This is a genomic window from Micromonospora sp. CNB394 (genome assembly GCF_000374985.1).
Classification (GTDB): Bacteria; Actinomycetota; Actinomycetes; order Mycobacteriales; family Micromonosporaceae; genus Micromonospora; species Micromonospora marina.
The window spans coordinates 657732-679985 of the sequence record NZ_KB895825.1; the positions used below are offsets into that span (position 1 = coordinate 657732).

Here is a 22254-nt window from a genome sequence, read left to right on the forward strand (position 1 = left end):
GTTGCTGGGCCATGACCCCGAACGCCGCGAGCGCGCCGCTGGGCGTCGACGAGCTGCTGCCGCTGCTGGCTGCGCTACGCGCCCCGGCCACCGTCCCGGCCGACGCCAACACGATCGACGCGGTGCTGCACCTGTCGCACGGCCTGGTCGGCGCCGCGGAGATACAGGCCATCGCCGCCGAGCTGGCCGCCCGCGACGCCGGCGCCGACCACCCGACGATCCAGGCCGCCGCCGGCGAGGCCTTCGCCGCGGCCGGCGCGGACTCCCGCACCGACGTGCTCGGCCACGTCCATGGCGGGCCATGCGTCTGGTCCAGGGCGTGCAGGCCCTGCTGGACGAGATCGGGGAGGATCCGGTGCTGCGCACCGCGCTGATCTCCGCCGCCGCGACCGCGGCGCTGTTGTCGGCTCGGGCCAACAGCACTCTGCCTGGCTCCTGCGACGACGCAATCGGCTCGATCCGCAAGGCCGGCCAGGCCCTCGACATGGCCGCGGCGCAGGCCCGCCGTCTGCGGTGACGGGCGTGCCTACGACTCGACGGTGACCTTCCCATCCCGGACATCGGCGAGCGCGGCCATGTATCCGACCTCGATGGCCTGCACGAACATGCGCAGGACATCGAGGGGCGCGTCCAGGTAGCCGAACCCGGACCACAGCATCGCCACGGCCCGCTCCGCTTCCCTCTCGTCGCCGAGGTCGGTGGCGGTGTTGTCGTGCAACCGGGCGATCATCTCGACCCACTCATCGACGTCCTTGCGCGTGACCTCAGCCATGCCCGCCAGTATGACGGCCCCCGGACACCGGTGGCGGCCCCGCTACAGCCCAACAGCGGGAGAAGGCCCGGCGCTTGGGTAGCTGTCCCAGCTCACCAAATTTCTGATCTTGCTGCGCGCGGCAGCGCTGCATCGTGTGCGGAAACAGGCATGCGGATCGGTTACGGACGTGGCCGCACCGGCGGGCAGAAACCGAAGCTGACGCCGCGCCAGGCGAAGATCGCCCAGCAGATGTACGAGGAGACCGGCCCGACGGCCGGCGCCTGCACACCGTGTAGCAGATCGCTGCCGAGTTCGGCGTCACCCGGCCCGCCATCTACCGTCACCTCGCCAAACTGACCGCCGAGGCCAGCTAGAACAGAGCGGACACCCCCGCGTGTTTGCCTTGGTCAGCCGGATCCGTTAATTTCCGCCAGGACTACGGGCACTCCAGCCCCTACTGGCCACGTCACATCGCCGGCCTGCCCCTTCAAGCCGTTCGGGAAGACCGCATCTTTACGAGGCCACCGCTACCACCGGAGACGCCCTCGCATGTGCGACCTGGTTAGCCTCACTGTCAACGCCGTCGTGCGCTACACCGCGACCGTCGACGCGCCGGGCGTAGTCGAGGCGGGCCTGCGCACCGCCAAACCACCTGAGCCTGCCCGTACCCACCGCCGCAACTACCGCTGAAAGCAGGCCCAGCCGCCGGGTTACACCCGCGCCTCGCGCAACCGTGGACGTCCCGGAAACAGAGATGACAGTGACTCAGATCACACCGGCTCGACAAGCAAGGCCACACACTCACCCAGTGTCACCGAAAGATTGCGGGAAAGCGATACCAGATGGGCTTGCCGCTGACGGTGAGCGATCTTCACCGGGTATCGAACCGGCTGCGCCCCTCCACTGTGGGGGGAGCGGAGTTGCTCGATGGTCTGATAGGAACGAAGTGCACGGATACGGCGATGGCTGCGGTGATTAGGCACCACAGCCACCGATATCCGCCGCAAGCCCAGCTCTGTCCAGAAGGAGGGCCTATGCGGTTCCGAGCAAGTCTACGCGCCGCCGCGGCGATCGGCGCCATGGCGATCGCAGCCAGCCTGTCGCCGGCCGCCGCTCACGCGGCCAAGCCCACTCCGCAGCCCGACCCGACGGGCACCTACATCACCTCGCCGATGAAGCGCATCGGCGTTGACCACAAGATCGCCGAGGCCAACGGCTACGAAGTCCGCCTCGACTCCAACGGTGTCGAGTACGCCGTGAAGAAGGGGGAGTTCACCACCCAGAACGAGGTCGCCGGGGAGTGCGGGACCTCGTGGGTCTACTTCACCGCCGTGGATACGCGGAAGCACTACTCATCGATCTACACCGGCTACTCCATCCGCCCCGACTGGCCGGGCGCGGTCTTCACGAGGTGGCGTGTCGGCGTCATCGACAACTACGGTGCGAGCACCAAGCCATGGGACGACCCGTCCACGCCGACGCGCTGGTGGGCGAAGACCCACGGCTTCACCTCCAGCGGCCCCGGCTGGGCCTACGCCGATGTCCTCCCGGGTAGCATCGCCACCCTGTCCAACGGCACCATCTGCTACTCCCACGGACCCGAGGCCAGCGCCTACCTGTAGCGAATCGCGCTGAGCGAAAAGCCTCGGCGGAAGACGGCGCCACGTAGGGATTGAGGGAGCCTCCAGCATGCGCGTACACGACCAGTCGGGCCAGCACGATCGGGGTTGGCTGATACAGCCGACACCCGAGGAGATCCACCGCTGGCTCGGGGTGAAGTTCGCCACGCTGGAGGCTCCCCACTACCGCTCCCGCCTCGCCGGCCGCACCTGGGAAACCACCGGTGACCAAGACGATCACCGATACGCCGCAGTGCGGCTCGTCCACCAACTGGACGACGACGCGACCATCGACGTCACCACGGCAAGAGACGAAACCGACGGCACTTCACTCGGCGCCCGCCTCCGCGAATGCCTGACCAACTACCAGCTGGAACAGCTCGGACGCCTCGGCACGCTTCCCTGGGGCGCTGGACCTCCACCACCGGAGTTCTTCGAACGCCTCGAAGCCGACCTGCCCCGCGATCCCACTGCCACCCGCACCATGCCCGTAGACGGCGAACCCAAAGACTGGATCTACCTCACCTTCCCGGACATGACCACCGACCACCACCTCGTCGCATGCGGCGGCTACATCGGCACGTCACTAATCATGGTCACCGGAACAGAAGCTTCCGTCACCACCACACGCCTGCGCATGTCGCCTAGCTAACCGGCCGGTTTCATGTTGTCCGCTCACGAGCAGAGCCCAAGGCCGGGGGCCAGCAGTGGCCGGAGACGGGCTCGTTGGTCTTGCCGTCGACGTCCGACTTGACCCAGGACGGTTCCGGTGCGCTGGTCCAGCACCGCCAGGAGATGCACCTGGACGCCGACCGGTCCGCTGCCTCGTAAGGTTCTGCCGTCCACGCTGTATCCGCCGGCCCGAGCGTGGTGCGGACAGGGACACCAGCACCCACCGGCCGACCGGGGCGTCCAGGACGTCGGCGTCGACATCGGCCAGGATCCGCCGGACCGTCGACTCGTCCGGAGCCCGGTACACCCCGGTGAGCGGATCCCGGAACACGCCCAGGTCGAAGGACGCGGGTATCGACGCCGTCGACATTTCCGTCACCGTCGGCTCAACCGAGCCCGTGCACCCGAAGGCATCCGCCCGTACGACCGGCCCTGGCTGGCAAGCGGTGGACCGCCACCTTCGGCCCGATTCGGAAGACCCGCCGTCGTGGACCCTGACGCCGCTCGAATCATGGTCACGGTCAGTCTTGGCTGTGGAACCAGTCCCGGGGCCACCGATCCTCCTGGGCCGCGATGCTCATGTCGACGGTCAGGTCCATCCGGTAGAGCGGCTCGTCGGAGTCCTAGACGAGTTCGCCGATGTCGCCGCGCCAGTTGGCCGCGAGAAGCAACCATGGCCCCGCCGAACTTCTCCAGCCATTCCGCCGCCCGTCGCAGCACGGCCGCCGCGGTCGGGCCGGTGATCTCAACGGGAGCGTGCGGGTTCTCGTGAACCTTGATCCGCGTGGGAGACGTCGTCATGCGCAGCACCATACGGGCCGGGGCCATGGACCGAAGCGCCATGATCTTTTTGCTACAGATAAGGCTAGTTATCTGAAGTACGCTCCCGACGTGACTCCAGATAACGCGCACCAACGGGATCCGCAGGCCACCGGAACCACTTCAGATAACACGGAGCCTCTTCGGCGGGCCGCCGACGAACCCGATCACCGCGATCCCGCGCGGGCCACCGCAGCACCGCGCCGCGGTCGCGCCCCGACAGTCCTGCCCGCCCCTCTGCAGACGGTGCTTGACCGGTACGCCGGTCAGCTGGCCAAGGCGACCATGCTCGACAACGACACCCGCCGCGCCTACACCTCCCGGACCCGCGGCTACCTCGCCTGGCTCGCTGCGGCCGACGTAGACGGCGACCCACTCACCGACCCGGCCGCCCGCGACGGCGCTGTCCGCGACTACCGCGCCCACCTGCAGACCGTGGCCAAACGCAAACCCGCCACGATCAACACCATCCTCGCCGCACTCGGCGACTTCTACACCCGATCCGGTCTCGGCACCCTCAACGCAGCCCGGCTCGACCTGCCCAAACGCGCCCCCCGCAGCCTCGACGCCCGCGACAGCGTGCGCTGGCTGCGCACCGTCGAGCGCTGGCTCAGCCCCCGCGACCGGGTCGTCGCCCTGCTGCCCTACTACGCCGGCCTGCGCCTGGGCGAAGTCGTCGCCCTCGACCTCGACGACGTGCAGTTGTCCGCCCGCAAGGGCGTCATCACCGTCCGGGCCGGCAAGGGCGGCAAGTACCGCGAGATCCCGGTCCACCCCGGCCTGCACGAACACCTGAAACTCTGGATCAACGACGAACGCCCCGCCTGGCCCGGCGCCGACAACCCCGCCCTGTTGCTCAACCAGCGCGGCGGCCGCCTCTCCGACCGCGGCGCCCACGACATCCTGCTCACCATCGCCGACGAGGCCGCCGTCACCACCGACTTCACCGGCGGCCACGTCCTGCGCCACACCTTCGGCACCCGCCTCGTCCGCGAAGGCCACGACATCGTCCTGGTCGCCGAACTCATGGGACATGCCCGCCTCGAAACCACCCGGACGTACAGCCTGCCCACCGACGCCGACCGCGAAGCCGCGATCAACAGCCTCCTCACCGACCGCTGACCAGCGGATTCACCGACCTATTGCCGGTCTCCGGCGTATTCCGGTCGGCCCCCTCCCTGGGGTCGGCTTCGGTGGCGTGATCGTACGCCGACGGCTTCCAAGGAGTTGGTCCGCACATAACTGTCATTATGGTGCAGTGCTGATTAGTCCTTTTTGACCGTCCAGGTTAAGGAAATACTGTTATCGGTAATCCATTAATACGCGCCCGCTCCTGCCGGAGGGCGGACAGCGCCTGTCGTGTGCCGACTCCGTTGCCACTGTGGCGGCTCCCGGCTGGGGCATGGTCGGTCTTCACCGGCGGCACCTGGGTGGCGGTTCCGGGGTGCGTGCCGCTCACCGTCCGGACGAGAACCCGATACCCGCCTGTCGGTGGGTGTGGCGTGTGAGCAGAGCGCGTCCTGACGGGAAAACGCGGTGGCGGAGGATCAGCGCGCCGAGTTCGCCGGTGAGTCGGCCGCGTCGACGTCGTTCGCCTCGGCGCCCCGGGTGCTGCGCAGACTCCACACGATCGACACCGCGATCGTCACCACGATCACGCCGAGGGTGACCGGGATGGGCAGCTTGCCGACCGGGGTCTCCGAGAGGATCAACTTGACGCCCGCGAAGGCGAGCAGGACGGCCAGGCCGTAGTGCAGGTGCACGAAGCGGCGCAGCAGCCCGGCGAGGCAGAAGTAGAGGCTGCGCAGGCCGAGGATGGCGAAGGCGTTGGCGGTCCAGACGATGAACGTGCTGGTGGTGATGGCCAGGATCGCGGCGACGCTGTCGATGGCGAAGATCAGATCGGTGGCCTCGACCGCGATCAGGACCACGAACAGCAGGGTCGCGACCCGCTTGCCGTCGATCCGGGCGACGAACCTGTCACCGTGGTAGGCGGGGTCGGTCGGGACGATCCGGCGGACCAGGCGGACGACGGGGTTGCGGTCCGGCGGGGTCTGCCCGTCGTGGCGGAACGCCATCTTGTAGCCGGTGTAGATGAGGAAGGCGCCGAACACGTACGCGGTCCAGAAGAACGTCTCGAGCAGCTCGGCGCCGACGAAGATGAAGACGAACCGGAAGACCAGGGCGCCGATGACACCCCAGAACAGCACCTTGTGCTGGAACGGGGCGGGCACGGCGAAGTAGGTGAAGATCAGCGCGAAGACGAAGACGTTGTCGATCGACAGCGCCTTCTCGATCAGATAGCCGGCGTAGTAGGTGCCGGCCACGTCACCGCCCTGCCAGGCCCAGAGGACCACGCCGAAGAGCAGGCCGGCGGCGATCCAGATGCCGGACCAGACGGCTGCCTCACGGAAGCCGATGACGTGGTTGTCGCGGTGCAGGAACAGATCGACGGCGAGCATCGCCGCGATCGCCAGCATGAGGACGGCCCAGATCCACCAGGACACGGACATCACGAAGGGAGACCTCTCGCCCGGGCCGGCACACGGTGTTCCGGCGCTGCTGGACGACGGTCTCCCCGGGCCACCCGTGACGGTGGCTGCATCGCCGGGATCCGGATGGGCCGGGCCCGTACTGACGGCGGTACGTGGATCGTCGGGTACTCCCCCTCGAACTATGACCCATTATTCACGAAGCAGAGTTCGTACGTCAAGGGTGGCCGGCCGCCGATAGGGTGCCTGGATGGACGAAGACGCACGACGTCGGCACTCCTCGTCGTTCGGCGCGGCGGCGACGGCGTACGCCGAACACCGCCCGGACTACGCGCGGGCCGCTCTGCGGTGGGCCCTCGAACCCGCGCCCGGCGCGCGGGCGCTCGACCTCGGCGCGGGCACCGGCAAGCTCACCGCCACGCTGGCCGAGGTGACCGACGACGTGACGGCGGTCGAGCCGGACCCGGCGATGCTCGCCGAACTGCGCCGCACCCTGCCGGGCATACGCGCGCTTTCCGGCAGCGCCGAGGCGATCCCGCTGCCGGACGCCTCGGTCGACGCAGTGGTCGCCGGCAACGCGATGCACTGGTTCGACATGGCAGTGGCCGGCCCGGAGATCGCCCGGATCCTCTCCCCCGGCGGAGTCCTGGCCGGACTGTGGAACGTCGTGGACGACCGGGTCGACTGGGTCGCCGGGCTCGCGGCGGTCAGCGGAAGCGCCGCCATCGGCCCCCGGGACACGCCCGCGAGCTGGCGCGCCACCACGACCGGCATGCACCTGCCGGAGACCGGCGAGGCCCGGTTCGGCTCGCCCGAGCAGGCGGAGTTCCCGCACGGCCAGCGCCGTACCGCCGACTCGCTCGTGGCGACGCTCGCCACCCGGGCCGGGATGCTGGTCATGCCGGACCGGGACCGCGCGGAGGCGCTCGACCGCATCCGCGCCTACCTGGCCGGCCGGCCGGAGACGACCGACGGCGAGTTCACGCTCCCGATGCTGACGTGCGTGCTGCGCGTACGCCGGTTGTGACGGCGATGACCGGCGCGGACGTCCGCGCCGCCGCGGCCGCGGCGACAGCGGTGCTGCGGCCCGCCGGCGACCGGGACTGGACGGTACGCGCCGGCGGCCTGGACTGGTCCTGCTGGACCACCGCCGCGCACATCGCGCACGACCTGGTCGCGTACACCGGTCAGGTGTCGGGTCGGCCCGGCGGCGGCTATCTGCCGTTCGACCTGCGGGTACGCGCCGACGCCACGCCCGCCGAGGTGCTCACGATCGCAGCGGCCGCGGCCGGGATGCTGGCCGCCACGATCGACGCCGCGAATCCGGACGACCGCGCGTGGCACTTCGGCCCGTGCGATCCGGGCGGGTTCGCCGCGATGGGTGTGGCCGAGATCCTCCTGCACACGCACGACCTGACCCGAGGGCTCGGCCTGGACTGGTCACCACCCGCCGAGCTGTGCGCCGGGGTGGTACGCCGGCTGTTCCCCGACGCGCCGGGCGGCGACCCGGTGCCGGTGCTGCTGTGGCTGACCGGCCGCGCACCGCTCGGCGACCGTCCCCGGCGTACCGCGTGGACCTGGCAGGCGGCGCTTTCCTGAACGTTCTCAGCGACGCCACCAGCGCCGGCGCGGCCGGGCCGGAGTGGCTCGCTGCTGCTCCGGCGCCGTGACGACCGGTGTGTTGCGTTCCCGGTCGGCACGCCAGCGGCGCACCGCCTCCTCGACGTTCACCGGGCGGACCACCATGCGTGGCCCGGTCGGGGTACGCAGCCAGGCCACCACCTCGGTGTTGAGCGCCGCCACGTACGACCGGACGGCCTCCTCGGTGGGCAGGTCGCGCAGCTCGGCCGGGAGCTGTTCGATGCGGCGGCGCAACTGGAGCGGCGTGGGCAGCAGCAGGTCGGACGGGATCTGCTCGCGTTCCATGAAGCTGCGGATCCACCAGCCCTCGTCGTAGGGCATGTCGCGCCCCGGGATCGGCTTGCCGGCGCCCGGCAGGTTGTCGAACTCGCCGCGCTCCTGGGCCGAGCGGATCTGTGCCTCGACCGCGGCCTCCCAGCCTGTCGTCACCGCCGTCACCTCCCGTACCCACCGTATCCGCCACCGTCCGACAAGGGTCAGCGTCGCGCGGGGCCGGCCTGTTCCCGCGCGCCGGGCGGGACGCCGCGTAGCGTGCTGCACGGAGTACGGAGAGAGGTGTCGGCGTGCGCGACTGGCTCATCGGTCTCGGAATGGCGACGGTCGGCTTGATCGTGAGCTGGGGGGTGCTGGTGCTGCTGGCCCGGCGCCTGCCGCCGGGCATCCTGCGCGATCTGGCCGCGTTCGTACCCGACTGTGTGACAGCGGTGCGACGGCTGCGCCGCGACCCGCGGGTGCCCCGCCGCGCCCGGGTCGCGATAGTGGTCGCCGGGCTCTGGGTGGCCAGCCCGATCGACCTGATCCCTGAGTTCCTGCCGGTGATCGGTCCGCTCGACGACATCGTGGTGGTGGCGCTCGCGTTACGCTACGCCGCCCGGCAGGTACCCCGGCAGGTGCTGCTCGACGCGTGGCCGGGCGAGCCACGGCTGCTGCTGCGCCTGCTCGGCGGCACTGTCACGTCTCCTCCGTCATGAGACCAGGTGGCGGACATGGCGGTGGCCGTCGCGGGGAAAGGGCGGGCGGGCCGGCATCACCTCGGCGAACGCGTACCCGCTCTTCTCCGCGACCCGGCAGGAGGCCGGGTTGTCGACCTGGTGCAGCAGCTCCAGACGGGTCAGGCCGGCGGCGGCGAACCGGGCGAACGCCCACCCGGTGACCGCCCCCACCGCCCGTGGCGCGACACCCCGGCCGCGCGCCGGAGCTGCCGTCCAGTAGCCGACCTCGGCGGCCGGGCGTCCCGGGCGGACGTCCTTGAGCACGAGCGACCTGCGGCAGGTATCACCGGTGTGCGCCGCTCACGTGACCCGCATAACACCCACTGTCGCGTCACGGGCACCCGCGTACCGCGGCGACCGGCGTAGTGTCCGGTTCACGGTCGGCAACGGGGAGGCGACGTGGTCACTGTCGGCGCGGTCATGGGAATCGCCCTGGTGGCGCTCGGTCTGGTCCTCACACCCGGTCCCAACATGGTCTATCTGGTGTCCCGGTCGGTGACCCAGGGGCGGCGGGCCGGGCTGGTGTCGCTGCTCGGCGTGGCTGCCGGTTTCCTGGTCTACCTGGCCGCGGCGGTGGCCGGCATCGCCACCGTGTTCGTGCTGGTCCCGCCGCTGTACACGGCGGTGAAGCTGGCCGGCGCGGCGTACCTGCTGTGGCTGGCCTGGCGGACGCTGCGCCCCGGTGGCACGTCGGCGTTCGCCCCGGCGCCGCTGCCGCCGGACCGGCCCCGGCGCCTGTTCACCATGGGCCTGGTCACCAACCTCCTCAACCCGAAGATCGCCATCCTGTACGTGTCGCTGCTGCCGCAGTTCGTCGACCCGGCGCGGGGGCAGGTGGCGGTGCAGAGTCTCCTGCTCGGCCTGACCCAGATCGTCGTCGCGCTCACCGTGAACGCGCTGATCGTGCTCAGCGCCGGCTCGGTGTCGGCGTTCCTGACCCGCAGGCCGGGCTGGGCGCGCCTGCAGCGGTACGTGATGGGCACGGTGCTGGCGGCGCTCGCGGTGCGGATCGCCGCCGACCGCTCCCGCGCCGCCGCCGCCACGCCCTGACCGGGGTACGCGCCTCAGCGCGCTGTTCCACGTCCGCCTCCGACCCTGCCCGCCGGCACGCTCCGCGGCATCACCTGCCGGGGCCGGGTCACGGTCGAGGAGTTGACCTGGTCGCCGGGCCGGATCCGGGTGCGACTGGTGTCGCCGGTGGCGCTGGCCCCGGACCGGCCGTACGAGATGGTGTTCGGCTAGAGGTTGTCGGGCTGGTGCAGTGCCGGGTGGCTCCGGCCCGGCGCGGCGTACCAGGGCGGGGCGTCGTCGGTGAGCGCCGTGCCGATCCGCAGCCGCGACCAGTCGTCCAGGTCGGGCAGCGCGTCCGGGGCGAACCAGGCCACCGCCAGCGACTCGTCGCCGTCGGCCGTCGGTGACCCGCCGATCGCCCGGCAGCGGAACCAGACGTTCAGGTATTCGCAGGCGTCACCGTTGGGGTAGACCACCGGATGGGTGGCCACGCCGGCCAGCCGGTCGATCGCCACCTCGACGCCGGTCTCCTCGTGGACCTCGCGCACCACCGCGTCGGCCGGTTGCTCGCCCGGGTCCACGGTGCCGGCCGGGACCGACCAGCGGCCGTTGTCGCCCCGGCGGGCCAGCAGCACCCGCCCCGCGTCGTCGGTGACCACGCCGCTGACGCCGTACAGCATGAGCAGGTCGTGCCCGACGTGGCGGCGCAGGCGGGTGATGTAGGGCGAGACGGCCATGGCGAGCAGGCTACCGGCGGTCCTTCCGGTGCCGCCGGACCATGCCCTCGGCCAGCGCCGCACCGTCCAGGTCACCGGCGGCCAGCCGGCTGGCGACGGTACGGCGCACCATCCGGTCGGCGAGCGCCGGGGCGTGCCGGGCCAGCGCCATCTCGATCCGGCCGCGCCTGGTGGTGGCCACGTCCCGTGGCGCGCGGCGGGCGGTGGCGGCGCGCAGGATCGCCGTCACCACCCCCTCGACCGGCTCCGGGCGGGACACTCCGCTCAGCGACAGCCCGGCCGCCACTGTGCTGTCGTGGATCGGGGAGGCGACCATGCTGGGGTAGACGACGCTGACGCCGACGTGGGTGCCGACCTCGTGGCGCAGCGCGTCGGCGTAGGCGACGAGCGCCCGCTTGCTGACCCCGTACGCGGCGGCCAGCGGCAGCGGCAGCACCGCCATCCGGCTGGCCACGAAGATCACCCGGCCGCGGGCGGCCTCCAGGGCGGGCATCGCGGCGGCGGTGGTACGCCAGGCGGCGAGCAGGTTCACCTCGATCTGGCGGCGTACCACCTCGTCCGGAGGCAGCTCGGCGGGCGCGGGTCCGCCCACCCCGGCGTTGTTGATCAGCAGGTCCAGCCCGCCGAGCCGCTCGACGGCGGCGGCCACCGCTGGTGGGGTCGCGGCGGGGTCGGTCAGGTCGACGCCGAGCACCGGCGGTGTGGCGCCGGGGTCGGCGTGCAGGTCCAGCCCGACCACGTGCGCCCCGGCGGCGGTGAGTGCCGCGCCCAGGTGCTGCCCGAACGTGCCCCGGGCGCCGGTGACCAGCACCCGCCGCCCGGCCAGCCCACGTACCGCTTCGGTACCGCTTCCCTGCGGGCCTGCGGCGCTCATCGGGCCGCTCCGGCGCGGCGCCGCCCGGTGGCCAGTTCGCGGCCCAGCTCGGCCAGGTAGACGTCGAAGTCGACGCGCATGTGCGGGCGGCGCTGCCCCCACCGGGCGGTGGCGGCGCGCAGTTCCTCCCGGCAGGCGGCGGCTTGGCGGGCCGGGTCCGGTGGCGCCCAGGTGCCGGCCAGGCGTGCGGCCACCAGCCGGGCCTGCGCCTCGACCAGTGGGAACGCGGCGCCGGTGGACTGCATCAGCCCGACGAATGCCAGCCCGGGGGCGTCCAGGTGGAACACGTGCCGGTACAGCGGCAGCCGGTCCGCGCCGTCGCCGAGCAGCGCCGGGTCGAGGAACGGCACCTCGACCCGGTAGCCGGTGCACCAGACGACCAGGTCGACCTCGTCGGTGCGGCCGTCGGTGAACTCGGCCCGGTCGCCGTCGAAGCGGGCGATGCCGGGCCGGGCCTGGATGTCGCCGTGGGTGAGCCGGGACAGCAGCGCGTCGGACAGCGTCGGGTGGTCCTGGAGGAAGCCGTGCGCCGGTGCGGGCAGCCCGTACCGGGCGGGTGACCCGACCGCAGTAGTGATCATGGTCTGGCTGATCCGTTGTCGCAGCCGCCAGGGCAGCCGGCGGGCCAGCGCGCCGTTGAGCGTGTCCGACGGGCGGCCGAGCAGGTACTTGGGCACCACCCAGACGCCGCGGCGCAGCGACAGCAGCGTGCGCGCGGCGGCGTACGACGCGTCGACGGCGATGTCCATGGCGGAGTTGCCGCCGCCGACCACGAGCACCCGGCGCCCGGCGAGCTGCTCCGGGCCGCGGTAGTCGTGGCTGTGCATCTGCTCGGCGGTGCACTCACCCGGATACGGCTCGGGTCGCTTCGGCACCCGGTTGTGCCCGTTGGCGACCACCACCGCCTCGACGTCGACCTCGACCGGGCCGTCCGGGCCGGTGGCCTGCACCCGCCAGCCGTCGCCGGTGCGGGTGACCCGCTCGACGGTGTGCCGCAGCCGTACCGCCTCGCGCAGCCCGAACCGGTCGGCGTAGTCACCGAGGTAACCGGCGACGCGGGTGTGGTCGGGGTAGTCGGGCCAGTCGGCCGGCATCGGGTGGTCGGCGAACTCGGTGCGCCCCTTGCTGGTGTTCAGATGCAGCGTCCGGTACGCGGGCGAGCCGGGTGCGCCGTACACCCAGAGGCCGCCGGGTGTGTCCGCCGACTCGAACGCGACGGCGGGGACACCGGCGTCGGCGAGCGCCTTGAGTGTGGCCAGCCCGGCGGCTCCGGCGCCGACGACCGCGACCCTCGGTGTGGCCATACCCCGCCTCCTTAATCCAACGACCGATGGATAATCCCCGGAGCGGAGGCCGGCGTCAAGGGCGGATGTCTCCCGGGCCGCCGGCGTACAGCGCGTCGAGGAACCGGTGGACGAACGCCCGGAACTCGCGGCGCTCCCGCGCTCCCGAACCGGTCCCGGCGGCCAGCGCCACCACATGCCCGTGCACCGCCCAGACCAGGGAACGCACCGTCACGTGCGGGGTCGGCTCGGTCAGCGCGCCGGCGCCGGCCGCGGCCACCAGCAGCTCCTCGACCAGCCCGTACAGCGGCGCGGCGTAGCGGCGGTCCAGTTCGCCGTGCCGCTGCGGCTCCAGCCAGCGGCGCAGCCACAGCGCGGTCGTCTCCGGCCGGTCCTCCAGGAAGTCGACGAACACGTCCACCAGGTCGTGCAGCGCCCGCACCGCGTCCTGCGGGCCCGCCGCCAGGGCCGACCGGGCGCGTTTCCCGGCCGCCTCGATGACCTCCTGCTCGGCGCTGAACACCCGGGCGAAGCAGGCGTCGTAGAGCTGTGCCTTCGGCCCGGTGTGGTGCACGACGGTGGCCGCGTCCACGCCCGCCGCGGCGGCGACGTCGCGGACGCTCACCGCGTCGAAGCCCCGCTCGGCGAACAACGCGGTGGCGGCGGCGAGCACCAGGTCACGGGTCGGCCGCTGGTCGTCGCGGCGGGGCCGGCCCGGGCGGCGGCGAGGCATGGTCATCTGGCCATTGTTCCCCCTACAATCCAGCATCCGTTGGATTGAGGGCGGCGTGCCCCGAGGACAGGAGACCGCCATGACCGGGCTGGATCGGCGCTCCGACGCGGTCACCCTGCCGCGCGGCCCGCTCGTCGGCTTCGCCACCGGCTCGCTCGGCATGGGCGTCTGGGTCACCGTGCCGGGACTGCTGCTGCTCTACTTCCTGACCGACGTGCTGGCGGTCGCGCCGTGGCTGGCCGGGCTCACCCTGCTGCTGCCGAAGATCGCCGACGTGCTGCTGCACCCGTGGATCGGGCACCGCTGCGACGTGGAACAGACCCGCCGGGGCCACCGCCGCCGGCTGCTGCTTGCCGGGTGCGTGCTGCCGCTGGCGTTCGCCGCGCTGTTCGCGGTGCCCGGCGGCCTCACCGGCGCCGCCGCGGCGGGCTGGGTGGCGGTGTTCTTCGTCGCCGGCAACCTGCTGTTCGCCGCCTATCAGGTGCCCTACCTGGCGACCCCGGCGGATCTGCGGATCGGCTACCACGAGCGGACCCGGCTGATGGCGTTCCGGATGGTGGTGCTGACACTCGGCATCCTGGTCTCCGGGTTGCTCGCGCCGCTGCTTACCGGCGGTGACGACGCCACCCGCGCCGGTTACCTGCGGATGGGTGTGATGCTGGCGGCCGGAATGCTCGCCGCGATGGTCGTCGGCGTCGCCGGGATCGGCCGGCTGCGCCGCAGCGCCGCCGACACGGCCCCGCCGCACGGCCCGGGCGGGTGGCGGGCGCTGGCGGCCAGCCTGCGGGACCGGCAGTTCCGCTGGTTGGTCGGCGCGTACCTGGCCATGTCCACCACCACCCACCTCGTGCTCGCCGGGGTGCCCTACTACGCCGAGTACGAGCTGGGCCGCCCCGGGCTCACCACGGTGCTGGTGGCCGCGTTCGTCGCGCCCGCGCTGCTGGTCACCCCCGGCTGGCTGGCAGTGGCGCGGCGGATCGGCAAGCAACGTGCCCTGCTCGCCGGGCAGGCCGCGTTCGCCGCCGGGTCGCTGGTGCTGGCGATCGGCCGTCCCGCCGGGCTGCCGGTGCTGGTGGCCGCCGTGGCGGTGCTCGGGGTGGCGTTCGCCGGCATGCAACTGCTGCCGTTCTCGATGCTGCCCGACGTGATCCGCGCGGCCGGCGGCACCGAGCGGGCCGGCACGTACACCGGGGTGTGGACCGCCACCGAGGCCACCGGCGCCGCGCTCGGCCCCTACGCGTACGCGCTGTGCCTGGCCGCCGGTGGGTTCGTGGCCTCGACCGCCGGGCAGACGGTGACCCAGTCCCCGGCGGCGCTGGACGCGTTGCGCTACGGCTTCGGGCTGCTGCCCGCCGCCGTGATGGTGGTCGCGGTGCTGCTGCAACGCCGCTACACCCTCGACGGCGCGGCCCGGGCCGACGCCGCCGGATAGACTTCGCGCCCGATGGACGCCGAGCCCGCCACCGACATCCGCCCCTGCGCCCACTGCGGACGCGACGTGCCGCAACGCGCCGGCGCGGGCCGCCCGTTCCGCTACTGCCGGGACAACGACGGCGCCTGCCAGCGGGCCGCCCGCAACTCGCGGATGCGTCACCGCAACTCCCCCGGGCTGCCCGGGCAGGTGGCGCGCACCTGGGAGGCGGTGGACCGGCTCGACCAGATCGTGGAGACGCTCACCGAGGCGCTGCACGCCGAACTGTCACCGGCCGGTGTGGAACGGCAGCTCGCCGAGCTGCGTGCGGAGACCGCCGCGCAGGTCGCGGCCGCCCACGCCGAACGCGACGAGGCACGCCGCGAGGCCGAGGACGCGACCGCGGCGGCGGCCCGCGACCGGCAGCAGGCCCGCGCCGCGTACGCCGACCGCGACGACGCCACCGACCGCGCCGAGCGGGCGGAGGCCACCGCGTCCGCCGCCGCCGAACGGGCCGCCGCGGCCGAGGACGCCCGCGACGCGGCGCGCGCCGAGGCGGGCGCCGCGCAGGCGCTGCGGGTGCAGGCCGAACGTGACCGCGACTCCGCCCGCCACGAACTGCGCACGGTACGCACCGAACGCGACGCCGAACGCCGCCGCGCGGCCGAGCTGACCGCCGAGCGGGACACCGCCCGGGCCGACGCCGAGCGGGCCACCCGCTCCGCCACCGAGGCCCTGGACCGGGCCGAGCAGTCCCGCGCCGAGGCCGACCGGGCGCGCGCCGACGCGCAGGCCGCGCAGGGCCGGGCGACCGACGCGGAGCGCGCGGCCCGGGCCGCTTCCGAGCGGGCCGAGGCGGAGGCCGCCGCCGCGCGGCAGGCCCTCGTCGAGCGGGACCGGGCCGACGCGGCACGCGCCGCCGCCGAGGCGGCCCTGGAGCGGGTCCGGGCCGAGGCGAGTGCGGCGGTCGAGACGGCCCGCGCCGGGGCCTCCGCTTCCGTCGAGCAGGCCCGCGCGGACGTGGCCGCCGCGGTGGAGCAGGTCGCCGCCCGTACCGCCGAGCGGGACGCGCTGGCCGCGGAGCTGGCAGATGCGCGGCGGGCCGTGAGCGCCGCCGAGGCGCGGGCGGCAGCGATCGAGGCCGACCGGGACGCCGCGCAGCGCCGCGCCGGGCAGCTCGCCGACCAGGTGAGCGACCTGGCGACGGCACTGGCGCGGCTCGGCACGCGCACCGGCTGAGGCGGCCACGGGCTGGGAACGGGGCAGCGCGGCACCCGGCCGGCGGCGAGGATCGAGGTATGGGAAAGACGTACGAGCGCATCGACGGCCGGCTGCGGGACTTCATCGAGGCGCAGCCGATGTTCTTCGTAGCCACCGCCCCGCTGTCGGGCGACGGCACCGTCAACCTCTCCCCGAAAGGGCTGCGCGGCTGCTTCGCGGTGCTCGACGAGCGCACGGTGGCATACCTCGACTTCGCCGGCAGCAACGCCGAGACCATCGCCCACCTGCGGGAGAACGGCCGGGTCACGCTGATGTGGTGCGCCTTCACCGGCCCGCCGAACATCGTGCGGGTGCACGGGCACGGCGAGCCGGTGTTCCGCGACGACCCGCGCTGGCCCGGCCTGCTGACCCACTTTCCCGACATCGACCCGGGCCCGCACGGGTTGCGGGCGGTCATCGTGGTGCGCGCCGAGCTGATCCGCGACACCTGCGGCTACGCGGTGCCGTTCATGACCTACGACGCCGACCGGGACCTGCACGAACGCCGGTTCGCCAGGGAGGACGACGCGTCGCTGAGCGCGTACTTCGCGGGCAAGGACCACGTCGCCACCAGCATCGACGGCCTGCCCGGTCTGCCGTTGCCGCTGCCGCCGACCCCGGCGGGGTGAGCGCGGTCAGTGGATGCCGGCCATCAGCTGCCGGATCTGGCGGGTGAACATCACCGCGGCCAGACCCAGCACCACCGAGGCCAGCCCGAAGGTCAGGAAGTACACCGGCTGGGACCAGGTGTCGGCCAGCCGGGCCACCTGACCGCCGATGGCGTCGCCGACGGCGGTGGCGAGGAACCACAGGCCCAGCATCTGGCTGGCGTACTTGACCGGCGCGAGTTTCGTGGTGGCGGACAGGCCGACCGGGCTCAGGGACAGCTCACCGGCGACCTGGATCGCGTACACCGCGACGAGCCACAGCGGTGAGACCAGGTCGCCGCCGACGGCGGCCCTGGCGGCGGCGGCCATCAGCACGAACGACAGGCCGTTGAGCACCAGGCCGACGGCGAACTTCGTGGGCGTGGACACCCGGTGCCCGAGTTTGAGCCACAACGCGGCGGCCAGCGGCGCGCCGATGATGATGAGGATCGGGTTCACCGACTGCAACCAGGACGCCGGGAACGTGAACCCGCCGACCGAGCGGTCGGTCCGGTCGGCGGCGAAGATGTTCAGTACCGACCCGGCCTGGTCGTAGATGAGCCAGAACGAGGCGGCGAACAGGAACAGCCACACGTACGCCTTCATCCGGCTGCGTTCGGTGTCGCTGATCTCCCGGTCGGTGAGGATCCGCGTGAAGTAGCCGACGGTCACCAGCACCGTCACCACTGTGAGCAGGTTGACCACCGTGTCGACGGTGAACCAGCCGGCCAGCAGCAGCACCAGCCCGACGGCGAGGACCACGACGCTCGCCACGCCCACCCGGGTCAGCGCGCGCCGCCGGTCGGCGCCGAGCAGCGGGTCCGCCGGGCGGGCGCCGGCGTCGCCGAGGTTGCGGCGGCCCAGCACGTACTGGAGCACGCCGAAGGTCATGCCGACCGCGGCGGCGCCGAACCCCAGATGCCAGTTGATCTTCTCGCCGAGGAAACCGGTGATCAGCGGCGCGATGAACGCGCCCAGGTTGATGCCCATGTAGAAGATGGAGAAGCCGGCGTCGCGGCGCGGCGAGTCCCGCTCGTACAGGTCACCGACCATCGTGGAGATGTTCGGCTTGAGCAGGCCGGTGCCGAGCACGATCAGCGCCATGCCGGCGAACACGCTCCACCCGGTGGGGATCGCCATCACGTAGTGCCCGGCGGCGATCACCACGCCGCCCCACAGCACGCTGCGCCGGGCGCCGATCAGCCGGTCGGCTACCCAGCCGCCCGGCAGCGCCATCAGATAGACCATGGCGTTGTAGGTGCCGTACACGGCGTTGGCGCTGGACTCACCGAGGTCCAGACCGCCGTCGGCCACGGCGGCGGTCAGGTACAGCACCAGGATCGCCCGCATGCCGTAGAAGCTGAACCGCTCCCACATCTCGGTGAGGAAGAGCGTGGACAGCGCACGGGGATGACCGAAGAAGGTCTTCCCGGCTGGTGGTCGGGCCCCGACCGGCGCGTCACTGCTCATCGTCACCTCCGGCACGCAAACAGGTGGGTAACATCCCCGTTGACAGGCGAAACACTCCACCGATTCGGCCCGGCCGGGGACGACCCCGCCGGGCAGCTGTCATGGCCGGTTACCCTTGAGACTCCCGACCCGCGTACGGCCCTGCCGCCGTGGGCCGGGGAATGGGTGAGCGGTGACCGGTCGTTACACCTGAAGACCAGCACCACGAACGAGGGGAAGTCGATCATGGGCGAGCGCATGCTGCGCGGTAGCCGGCTGGGAGCGGTCAGCTACGAGTCCGACCGCAACACGGAGCTCGCGCCGCGCCAGACCCGCGAGTACCTCTGCGCCAAGGGCCACCAGTTCGAGGTGCCGTTCGCCGTCGACGCCGAGGTCCCGACGACCTGGGAGTGCAAGTTCGACGGCAGCGTCGCCCGCCTGGTCGACGGCACCGAGCCCGAGCAGAAGAAGGCCAAGCCGCCGCGTACCCACTGGGACATGCTGCTGGAGCGGCGCTCGATCGCCGAGCTGGAGGACATCCTCGCCGAGCGGCTCCAGGAGGTCCGCACCCGCCGCGGTCGTGCCTGACCGTCCGTGACGCGCCGAAACGCCCCCGGGATCACCCGGGGGCGTTTTCGTTGCCGGGCCGGGCCGGGGCGGCCGCCAGTTCGGGGAGGTGGCGGGGTCGGGCGCGGTTCGATGCCGCCACCTCGACGAAGTGGAGTTGATCAAGCCGATGGCCTGACGCAGCGCGACGGGCGCGCCTCAGCGGTCGACGATCTCGCCCTCGATGGCCTTGCCCGGGTCGGTGACCGGCTGCGGCGAAGGCGACGGGGCCGGCGCGGGCTCCGGAGACGGCTGCGGCGCACCCCGGTACACACGCACCCGGCGCGGCCCGAACAGGTCACCGGCGACCATCGACGACACCCGCCGCTCGGTGGCCCGGCGCACCCCGCCACCGGCGAGCCGGCGCAGCGGCGGCACCAGCAGCAGCAGGCCCACCACGCCGCTGACCAGGCCCGGCATCGCCAGCAGCAGCGCACCCAGCAGACCGACCAGCCCGTCGGTCACCTCGGGCCCCGGCGGCCGGCCGGTCTGCGCCGCCGCGCGGAACCCGCGCCACGCCCGCATCCCCTCGCGCCGCAGCAGCACCAGACCCAGCAGGGACGCCCCGAACACCAGCAGCACCGCCGCGCCGAACCCGACGGCCCGGCCGACCAGCACGAAAACGGCCAGCTCCAGCAGCGCGAGCAGCAGCAGGGCCGGTGGTACGTACTTCAGTCCTCGGCGCATCTCACCTCATCAGCCCGGGGTCACCACGCCCCTCAAGCATGACACGCCCTCGCTCAAGGCCAGCGCGCGAGCGCGTCCGGGCGGGCGGACGCGGTCGCCAGACGGTCCCGCACCCCCCAGCGGGTCACCCGCCACAACGCCTCGGCCACGATCAGCGGGCTCATCTTGCTGTCGCCGTGTTCCCGCTCGGCGAACGTGATCGGCACCTCCACGATGCGTACCCCGGCGCGGTGCGCCAGCCGCGACAACTCCACCTGGAACGCGTACCCCTGGGAACGCACCGACTTCAGGTCGATCGCGTCCAACGCGCTCGACCGGTACACCCGGTAGCCGCCGGTCGCGTCGCTGACCGGCATGCCCAGCGCCAGCCGCGCGTACAGGTTACCCACCCGGGACAGCAGCAGCCGCCGCCACGGCCAGTTCAGCACCCGCGCGCCGCGGGTCCACCGGGAGCCGATCACCACGTCGGCGTCGCGGGCCGCATGCAGCAGCGCCGGCAGGTCCTCCGGGGCGTGCGAGCCGTCGGCGTCCATCTCGACCACCGCGTCGTAGCCGCGCCTGCGCGCCCAGGCGAAACCGGCCAGGTAGGCCGCGCCGAGCCCTTCCTTGCCGGCCCGGTGCAGCACGTGCACCCGCGGGTCTCCGGCCGCGAGCATGTCGGCGATCGCCCCGGTGCCGTCGGGGCTGTTGTCGTCGGCGACGAGCACGTCCACCGACGGCGCCGCCTCGCGTACCCGGGCGACGATGCGCCTGACGTTGTCGGCCTCGTTGTAGGTGGGGATGACCACCAGGACCCGCCCCACCCCGGGATGGCCTACCGTCCGCCTGCCGGCTGCCACGCCCACCGTCGCACCGCCTCTCGTCGGCTCAGCCGGGAGCGGCCTCCCGGCGGCGGCGCCGCAGCACGGCCGCGCCGGTCAGGGCCGCGACCGCCAGCGCCGTCAGCGCCACCTCCGGCCACACCCCGGCCGTGGTCGCCGGGGTACGCCCGTCACCGAGTTCCATCTGCCGCACCACCACCGCGGCGGTGTTGAACCCGGTCGCACCGTCTACCCGCCCGTCGGGGGAAACGAACCCGGACACCCCGACCGTGGAGGCCATCAACGCGGCCCGGCCGTGCTCCACGGCCCGCAGCCGCACCATGGCCAGCTGCTGGCGGGCCTCGGCCACATCGAACGTGGCGTTGTTGGTCTGCACCACCAGCAGCTGCGCGCCGCCGGTGACGGTGTCCCGGACGACGCCGTCGTACGCGACCTCGAAGCAGATCACGTCGCCGAGCACGGCCGGGCCGGTGTCCAGCACACCCGGACGGTCACCTGGCACGAAATCGGACCGGACCCGGTCGACCTGGGAGCTGACCTTGCGGGCGATGGAGCGCAGCGGCACGTACTCGGCGAACGGCACCGGATGCCGCTTCGTGTACACCTGGTCCAGATCCGGGCCGGTCCCCGGCCGCCACAGCAGCCCCGCGTTGCGCACCTCACCCCGGCCGGGCCCGACCAGCACCGCGCCGACCAGGATCGGCGCGCCGATCGCGTCGGCCGCCTGGGAGATCCGCTCCCCCGCGCCCGGGTTGCGCAGCGGGTCGATGTCGCTGGAGTTCTCCGGCCACACCACCACGTCGGGACGGTCCTGCCCGCCCTCGGCGACCCGCCGCGCCAGGTCCAGCGTCGCGTCGACGTGGTTGTTCAGCACCGCCTGCCGCTGCGCGTTGAAGTCCAGCCCGAGGCGCGGAACGTTGCCCTGCACGATGGCCACGGTGACGGTGCCGCCCGCGCCGCGTACCCCGGTCGGCACGGCCGCGCCGGCGGCGAGCAGCGCCACCAGCGCGGCGGTGAGCCCGGCGACCGGCCGCCACTGCCCGGGCGTGTGCCGCCAGTCCCGCCACGCGGCGGTCACCAGGAGCCCGCCGGCGACCGCGACGGCGAACGTGACCAGCGGGGCGCCGCCGAGCGCGGCCAGCTTCAGCAGCGGCGAGGTGTCCTGGCTGAACGCCAGCCGCCCCCACGGGAACCCGCCGAACGGGGTGCGGTCGCGCAGCGCCTCCTGCCCCACCCACAGCACACCGGTCAGCAGCGGCCACGCCGCCCGGTGCCGGTCGGCCAGCGGCGACACCCAGGCGGTCGCGGCACCCAGCAGCGCCAGATACGCGGCCTGCAACAGCGACAGCAGCGCCCACGGCAGGTAGCCGGTGTGCAGGTTCGTCCACTCCAGCAGCGACGCGAACAACGCCACCCCGGTCAGGAAGCCCAGCCCGGCGCCGGCACGCAACCGCCGCCGGTGCACGGCGGCGGCCAGCAACGCCACACCGACCGGCGCCAGCGGCCACCACCCGTACGGCGGGAACGCCAGCAGCAGCGCCACCCCGGCCAGCACGGCGGCCGGCACGGCCAGCATCAGCGGCAGGGGACGCGCGGCGCCGTCACCGGGTGCCCCGTCGGTGGCACGCGGCTGTTCCCGGTCCAGCGTCGTCACCGGCTTCTCCCCACGATCACGGGCCGAAGGCTACCCGCCCGTACCGGCGGGCGGCCGAACCGGTGTGGGGCGTGCCACCGACGCGGCGGGGG

General features: G+C 72.9%; 27 protein-coding genes. 15 read left to right on the forward strand and 12 right to left on the reverse strand.

Annotation, left to right across the window (positions count from 1 at the left end; genetic code table 11):
- The first annotated feature begins 11 nt into the window (after nucleotides 1–11).
- Together C569_RS0103005 and C569_RS33000 are read left to right on the forward strand one after the other, a co-directional pair.
- Nucleotides 12–374, forward strand: coding sequence for a hypothetical protein (locus tag C569_RS0103005; protein ID WP_018784346.1), 363 nt, complete (start codon nucleotides 12–14; stop codon nucleotides 372–374).
- Complete coding sequence (locus C569_RS33000) at nucleotides 356–517, forward strand: hypothetical protein (protein ID WP_018784347.1); 162 nt, start codon at nucleotides 356–358, stop codon at nucleotides 515–517. The genes C569_RS0103005 and C569_RS33000 overlap by 19 nt, the downstream gene beginning before the upstream one ends.
- Nucleotides 518–526: 9 nt before the next feature.
- On the opposite strand, the gene C569_RS0103015 is transcribed toward C569_RS33000, so the two are convergent.
- Nucleotides 527–772 carry a hypothetical protein gene (locus C569_RS0103015; protein WP_018784348.1) on the reverse strand — a complete coding sequence of 82 codons (246 nt, stop codon included), beginning with the start codon at nucleotides 770–772 and terminating at the stop codon, nucleotides 527–529.
- A gap of 281 nt (nucleotides 773–1053) precedes the next feature.
- Between C569_RS0103015 and C569_RS34030 the strand changes: the two genes are divergently transcribed.
- The 5 genes from C569_RS34030 to C569_RS0103040 all read left to right on the forward strand — a co-directional run bounded on the left by C569_RS34030 (nucleotide 1054) and on the right by C569_RS0103040 (nucleotide 4986).
- The gene (locus C569_RS34030; protein WP_231394703.1) at nucleotides 1054–1128 is read left to right on the forward strand and encodes a hypothetical protein; all 75 of its coding nucleotides are present in this window, start codon (nucleotides 1054–1056) and stop codon (nucleotides 1126–1128) included.
- Between the two features lie 175 nt (nucleotides 1129–1303).
- A complete protein-coding gene (locus tag C569_RS33005) occupies nucleotides 1304–1444 on the forward strand; it encodes a hypothetical protein (RefSeq protein WP_155945484.1) in 141 nt (46 codons plus the stop codon).
- A 344-nt stretch (nucleotides 1445–1788) separates the two neighbouring features.
- Complete coding sequence (locus tag C569_RS0103025; RefSeq protein WP_036344979.1) at nucleotides 1789–2376, forward strand: hypothetical protein; 588 nt, start codon at nucleotides 1789–1791, stop codon at nucleotides 2374–2376.
- Between the two features lie 67 nt (nucleotides 2377–2443).
- Nucleotides 2444–3025, forward strand: a complete 582-nt coding sequence (locus tag C569_RS0103030) for a hypothetical protein (protein WP_018784351.1) — start codon at nucleotides 2444–2446, stop codon at nucleotides 3023–3025.
- 1085 nt (nucleotides 3026–4110) lie between these two features.
- Nucleotides 4111–4986 carry a tyrosine-type recombinase/integrase gene (locus tag C569_RS0103040; RefSeq protein ID WP_018784352.1) on the forward strand — a complete coding sequence of 292 codons (876 nt, stop codon included), beginning with the start codon at nucleotides 4111–4113 and terminating at the stop codon, nucleotides 4984–4986.
- A gap of 425 nt (nucleotides 4987–5411) precedes the next feature.
- Here C569_RS0103040 and C569_RS0103045 read toward each other — a convergent pair whose 3' ends face one another.
- Nucleotides 5412–6377, reverse strand: coding sequence for a TerC family protein (locus C569_RS0103045; protein WP_026267631.1), 966 nt, complete (start codon nucleotides 6375–6377; stop codon nucleotides 5412–5414).
- A 229-nt stretch (nucleotides 6378–6606) separates the two neighbouring features.
- Here C569_RS0103045 and C569_RS0103050 point away from each other — a divergent pair, with 229 nt between their 5' ends.
- Together C569_RS0103050 and C569_RS0103055 are read left to right on the forward strand one after the other, a co-directional pair.
- Nucleotides 6607–7383 (forward strand): class I SAM-dependent methyltransferase, encoded by a 777-nt coding sequence (locus C569_RS0103050; RefSeq protein WP_018784354.1) that lies wholly within the window; start codon nucleotides 6607–6609, stop codon nucleotides 7381–7383.
- 5 nt (nucleotides 7384–7388) lie between these two features.
- The gene (locus tag C569_RS0103055) at nucleotides 7389–7955 is read left to right on the forward strand and encodes a maleylpyruvate isomerase N-terminal domain-containing protein (protein ID WP_026267632.1); all 567 of its coding nucleotides are present in this window, start codon (nucleotides 7389–7391) and stop codon (nucleotides 7953–7955) included.
- A 6-nt stretch (nucleotides 7956–7961) separates the two neighbouring features.
- Here C569_RS0103055 and C569_RS0103060 read toward each other — a convergent pair whose 3' ends face one another.
- Nucleotides 7962–8426 carry a DUF1992 domain-containing protein gene (locus C569_RS0103060; RefSeq protein ID WP_026267633.1) on the reverse strand — a complete coding sequence of 155 codons (465 nt, stop codon included), beginning with the start codon at nucleotides 8424–8426 and terminating at the stop codon, nucleotides 7962–7964.
- A 134-nt stretch (nucleotides 8427–8560) separates the two neighbouring features.
- Between C569_RS0103060 and C569_RS0103065 the strand changes: the two genes are divergently transcribed.
- A complete protein-coding gene (locus tag C569_RS0103065) occupies nucleotides 8561–8968 on the forward strand; it encodes a YkvA family protein (RefSeq protein WP_018784357.1) in 408 nt (135 codons plus the stop codon).
- Here the strand turns inward: C569_RS0103065 and C569_RS29735 are convergent.
- Nucleotides 8963–9253: a GNAT family N-acetyltransferase gene (locus C569_RS29735; RefSeq protein WP_018784358.1), complete on the reverse strand. Its 291-nt coding sequence runs from the start codon at nucleotides 9251–9253 to the stop codon at nucleotides 8963–8965. The two genes, C569_RS0103065 and C569_RS29735, sit on opposite strands and share 6 nt — an antisense overlap.
- A 135-nt stretch (nucleotides 9254–9388) precedes the next feature.
- Here C569_RS29735 and C569_RS0103075 point away from each other — a divergent pair, with 135 nt between their 5' ends.
- Nucleotides 9389–10039, forward strand: a complete 651-nt coding sequence (locus C569_RS0103075; RefSeq protein WP_018784359.1) for a LysE family translocator — start codon at nucleotides 9389–9391, stop codon at nucleotides 10037–10039.
- Nucleotides 10040–10227: 188 nt separating this feature from the next.
- Here the strand turns inward: C569_RS0103075 and C569_RS0103085 are convergent, their stop codons facing one another.
- Genes C569_RS0103085 through C569_RS0103100 form a run of 4 tightly spaced genes read right to left on the reverse strand, consistent with a single transcriptional unit; the run spans nucleotide 10228 to nucleotide 13633 of the window.
- Nucleotides 10228–10737: an NUDIX domain-containing protein gene (locus C569_RS0103085; protein WP_018784361.1), complete on the reverse strand. Its 510-nt coding sequence runs from the start codon at nucleotides 10735–10737 to the stop codon at nucleotides 10228–10230.
- A gap of 10 nt (nucleotides 10738–10747) precedes the next feature.
- Entirely contained in the window at nucleotides 10748–11611 is an 864-nt protein-coding gene (locus C569_RS0103090; RefSeq protein WP_018784362.1) for an SDR family oxidoreductase, read from the reverse strand.
- Nucleotides 11608–12915, reverse strand: a complete 1308-nt coding sequence (locus C569_RS0103095) for an NAD(P)/FAD-dependent oxidoreductase (protein ID WP_018784363.1) — start codon at nucleotides 12913–12915, stop codon at nucleotides 11608–11610. Before C569_RS0103095 ends, C569_RS0103090 begins: the two co-directional genes overlap by 4 nt.
- Before the next feature lie 55 nt (nucleotides 12916–12970).
- A complete protein-coding gene (locus tag C569_RS0103100; protein ID WP_018784364.1) occupies nucleotides 12971–13633 on the reverse strand; it encodes a TetR family transcriptional regulator in 663 nt (220 codons plus the stop codon).
- A gap of 73 nt (nucleotides 13634–13706) precedes the next feature.
- On the opposite strand from C569_RS0103100, the gene C569_RS0103105 reads away from it, so the two are divergent.
- The 3 genes from C569_RS0103105 to C569_RS0103115 are packed head-to-tail and all read left to right on the forward strand — an operon-like array spanning nucleotide 13707 to nucleotide 16927.
- A complete protein-coding gene (locus C569_RS0103105; RefSeq protein ID WP_018784365.1) occupies nucleotides 13707–15059 on the forward strand; it encodes an MFS transporter in 1353 nt (450 codons plus the stop codon).
- A 12-nt stretch (nucleotides 15060–15071) separates the two neighbouring features.
- Nucleotides 15072–16277 carry a hypothetical protein gene (locus C569_RS0103110; RefSeq protein ID WP_018784366.1) on the forward strand — a complete coding sequence of 402 codons (1206 nt, stop codon included), beginning with the start codon at nucleotides 15072–15074 and terminating at the stop codon, nucleotides 16275–16277.
- Between the two features lie 59 nt (nucleotides 16278–16336).
- The gene (locus tag C569_RS0103115; RefSeq protein WP_018784367.1) at nucleotides 16337–16927 is read left to right on the forward strand and encodes a pyridoxamine 5'-phosphate oxidase family protein; all 591 of its coding nucleotides are present in this window, start codon (nucleotides 16337–16339) and stop codon (nucleotides 16925–16927) included.
- A 6-nt stretch (nucleotides 16928–16933) separates the two neighbouring features.
- Here C569_RS0103115 and C569_RS0103120 read toward each other — a convergent pair whose 3' ends face one another.
- Nucleotides 16934–18415, reverse strand: a complete 1482-nt coding sequence (locus tag C569_RS0103120) for a peptide MFS transporter (protein WP_026267635.1) — start codon at nucleotides 18413–18415, stop codon at nucleotides 16934–16936.
- Nucleotides 18416–18640: 225 nt separating this feature from the next.
- On the opposite strand from C569_RS0103120, the gene C569_RS0103125 reads away from it, so the two are divergent.
- Nucleotides 18641–18982 (forward strand): RNA polymerase-binding protein RbpA, encoded by a 342-nt coding sequence (locus tag C569_RS0103125; RefSeq protein WP_007070998.1) that lies wholly within the window; start codon nucleotides 18641–18643, stop codon nucleotides 18980–18982.
- Between the two features lie 177 nt (nucleotides 18983–19159).
- On the opposite strand, the gene C569_RS0103130 is transcribed toward C569_RS0103125, so the two are convergent.
- Genes C569_RS0103130 through lnt form a run of 3 tightly spaced genes read right to left on the reverse strand, consistent with a single transcriptional unit; the run spans nucleotide 19160 to nucleotide 22162 of the window.
- Nucleotides 19160–19687 carry an FxsA family protein gene (locus C569_RS0103130; RefSeq protein WP_018784370.1) on the reverse strand — a complete coding sequence of 176 codons (528 nt, stop codon included), beginning with the start codon at nucleotides 19685–19687 and terminating at the stop codon, nucleotides 19160–19162.
- Nucleotides 19688–19740: 53 nt separating this feature from the next.
- Nucleotides 19741–20532, reverse strand: a complete 792-nt coding sequence (locus C569_RS0103135) for a polyprenol monophosphomannose synthase (RefSeq protein ID WP_026267636.1) — start codon at nucleotides 20530–20532, stop codon at nucleotides 19741–19743.
- A 22-nt stretch (nucleotides 20533–20554) separates the two neighbouring features.
- Entirely contained in the window at nucleotides 20555–22162 is a 1608-nt protein-coding gene (gene lnt, locus C569_RS0103140) for an apolipoprotein N-acyltransferase (RefSeq protein ID WP_018784372.1), read from the reverse strand.
- Nucleotides 22163–22254: the final 92 nt, after the last annotated feature.

Excerpts from the sequence above, each read along its gene's own strand:
- C569_RS0103125 (WP_007070998.1), top strand. The coding sequence starts at position 18,641 with ATGGGCGAGCGCATGCTGCGCGGTAGCCGGCTGGGAGCGGTCAGCTAC.
- C569_RS0103100 (WP_018784364.1), bottom strand. The coding sequence starts at position 13,633 with ATGACCATGCCTCGCCGCCGCCCGGGCCGGCCCCGCCGCGACGACCAG.
- C569_RS0103045 (WP_026267631.1), bottom strand. The coding sequence starts at position 6,377 with ATGTCCGTGTCCTGGTGGATCTGGGCCGTCCTCATGCTGGCGATCGCG.
- C569_RS0103025 (WP_036344979.1), top strand. The coding sequence starts at position 1,789 with ATGCGGTTCCGAGCAAGTCTACGCGCCGCCGCGGCGATCGGCGCCATG.
- C569_RS0103120 (WP_026267635.1), bottom strand. The coding sequence starts at position 18,415 with ATGAGCAGTGACGCGCCGGTCGGGGCCCGACCACCAGCCGGGAAGACC.
- C569_RS0103050 (WP_018784354.1), top strand. The coding sequence starts at position 6,607 with ATGGACGAAGACGCACGACGTCGGCACTCCTCGTCGTTCGGCGCGGCG.
- C569_RS0103115 (WP_018784367.1), top strand. The coding sequence starts at position 16,337 with ATGGGAAAGACGTACGAGCGCATCGACGGCCGGCTGCGGGACTTCATC.
- C569_RS0103015 (WP_018784348.1), bottom strand. The coding sequence starts at position 772 with ATGGCTGAGGTCACGCGCAAGGACGTCGATGAGTGGGTCGAGATGATC.
- C569_RS0103130 (WP_018784370.1), bottom strand. The coding sequence starts at position 19,687 with ATGCGCCGAGGACTGAAGTACGTACCACCGGCCCTGCTGCTGCTCGCG.
- C569_RS0103030 (WP_018784351.1), top strand. The coding sequence starts at position 2,444 with ATGCGCGTACACGACCAGTCGGGCCAGCACGATCGGGGTTGGCTGATA.
- C569_RS0103090 (WP_018784362.1), bottom strand. The coding sequence starts at position 11,611 with ATGAGCGCCGCAGGCCCGCAGGGAAGCGGTACCGAAGCGGTACGTGGG.
- C569_RS33005 (WP_155945484.1), top strand. The coding sequence starts at position 1,304 with ATGTGCGACCTGGTTAGCCTCACTGTCAACGCCGTCGTGCGCTACACC.
- C569_RS0103055 (WP_026267632.1), top strand. The coding sequence starts at position 7,389 with ATGACCGGCGCGGACGTCCGCGCCGCCGCGGCCGCGGCGACAGCGGTG.
- C569_RS0103005 (WP_018784346.1), top strand. The coding sequence starts at position 12 with ATGACCCCGAACGCCGCGAGCGCGCCGCTGGGCGTCGACGAGCTGCTG.
- C569_RS0103085 (WP_018784361.1), bottom strand. The coding sequence starts at position 10,737 with ATGGCCGTCTCGCCCTACATCACCCGCCTGCGCCGCCACGTCGGGCAC.
- C569_RS0103095 (WP_018784363.1), bottom strand. The coding sequence starts at position 12,915 with ATGGCCACACCGAGGGTCGCGGTCGTCGGCGCCGGAGCCGCCGGGCTG.
- C569_RS0103105 (WP_018784365.1), top strand. The coding sequence starts at position 13,707 with ATGACCGGGCTGGATCGGCGCTCCGACGCGGTCACCCTGCCGCGCGGC.
- C569_RS0103110 (WP_018784366.1), top strand. The coding sequence starts at position 15,072 with ATGGACGCCGAGCCCGCCACCGACATCCGCCCCTGCGCCCACTGCGGA.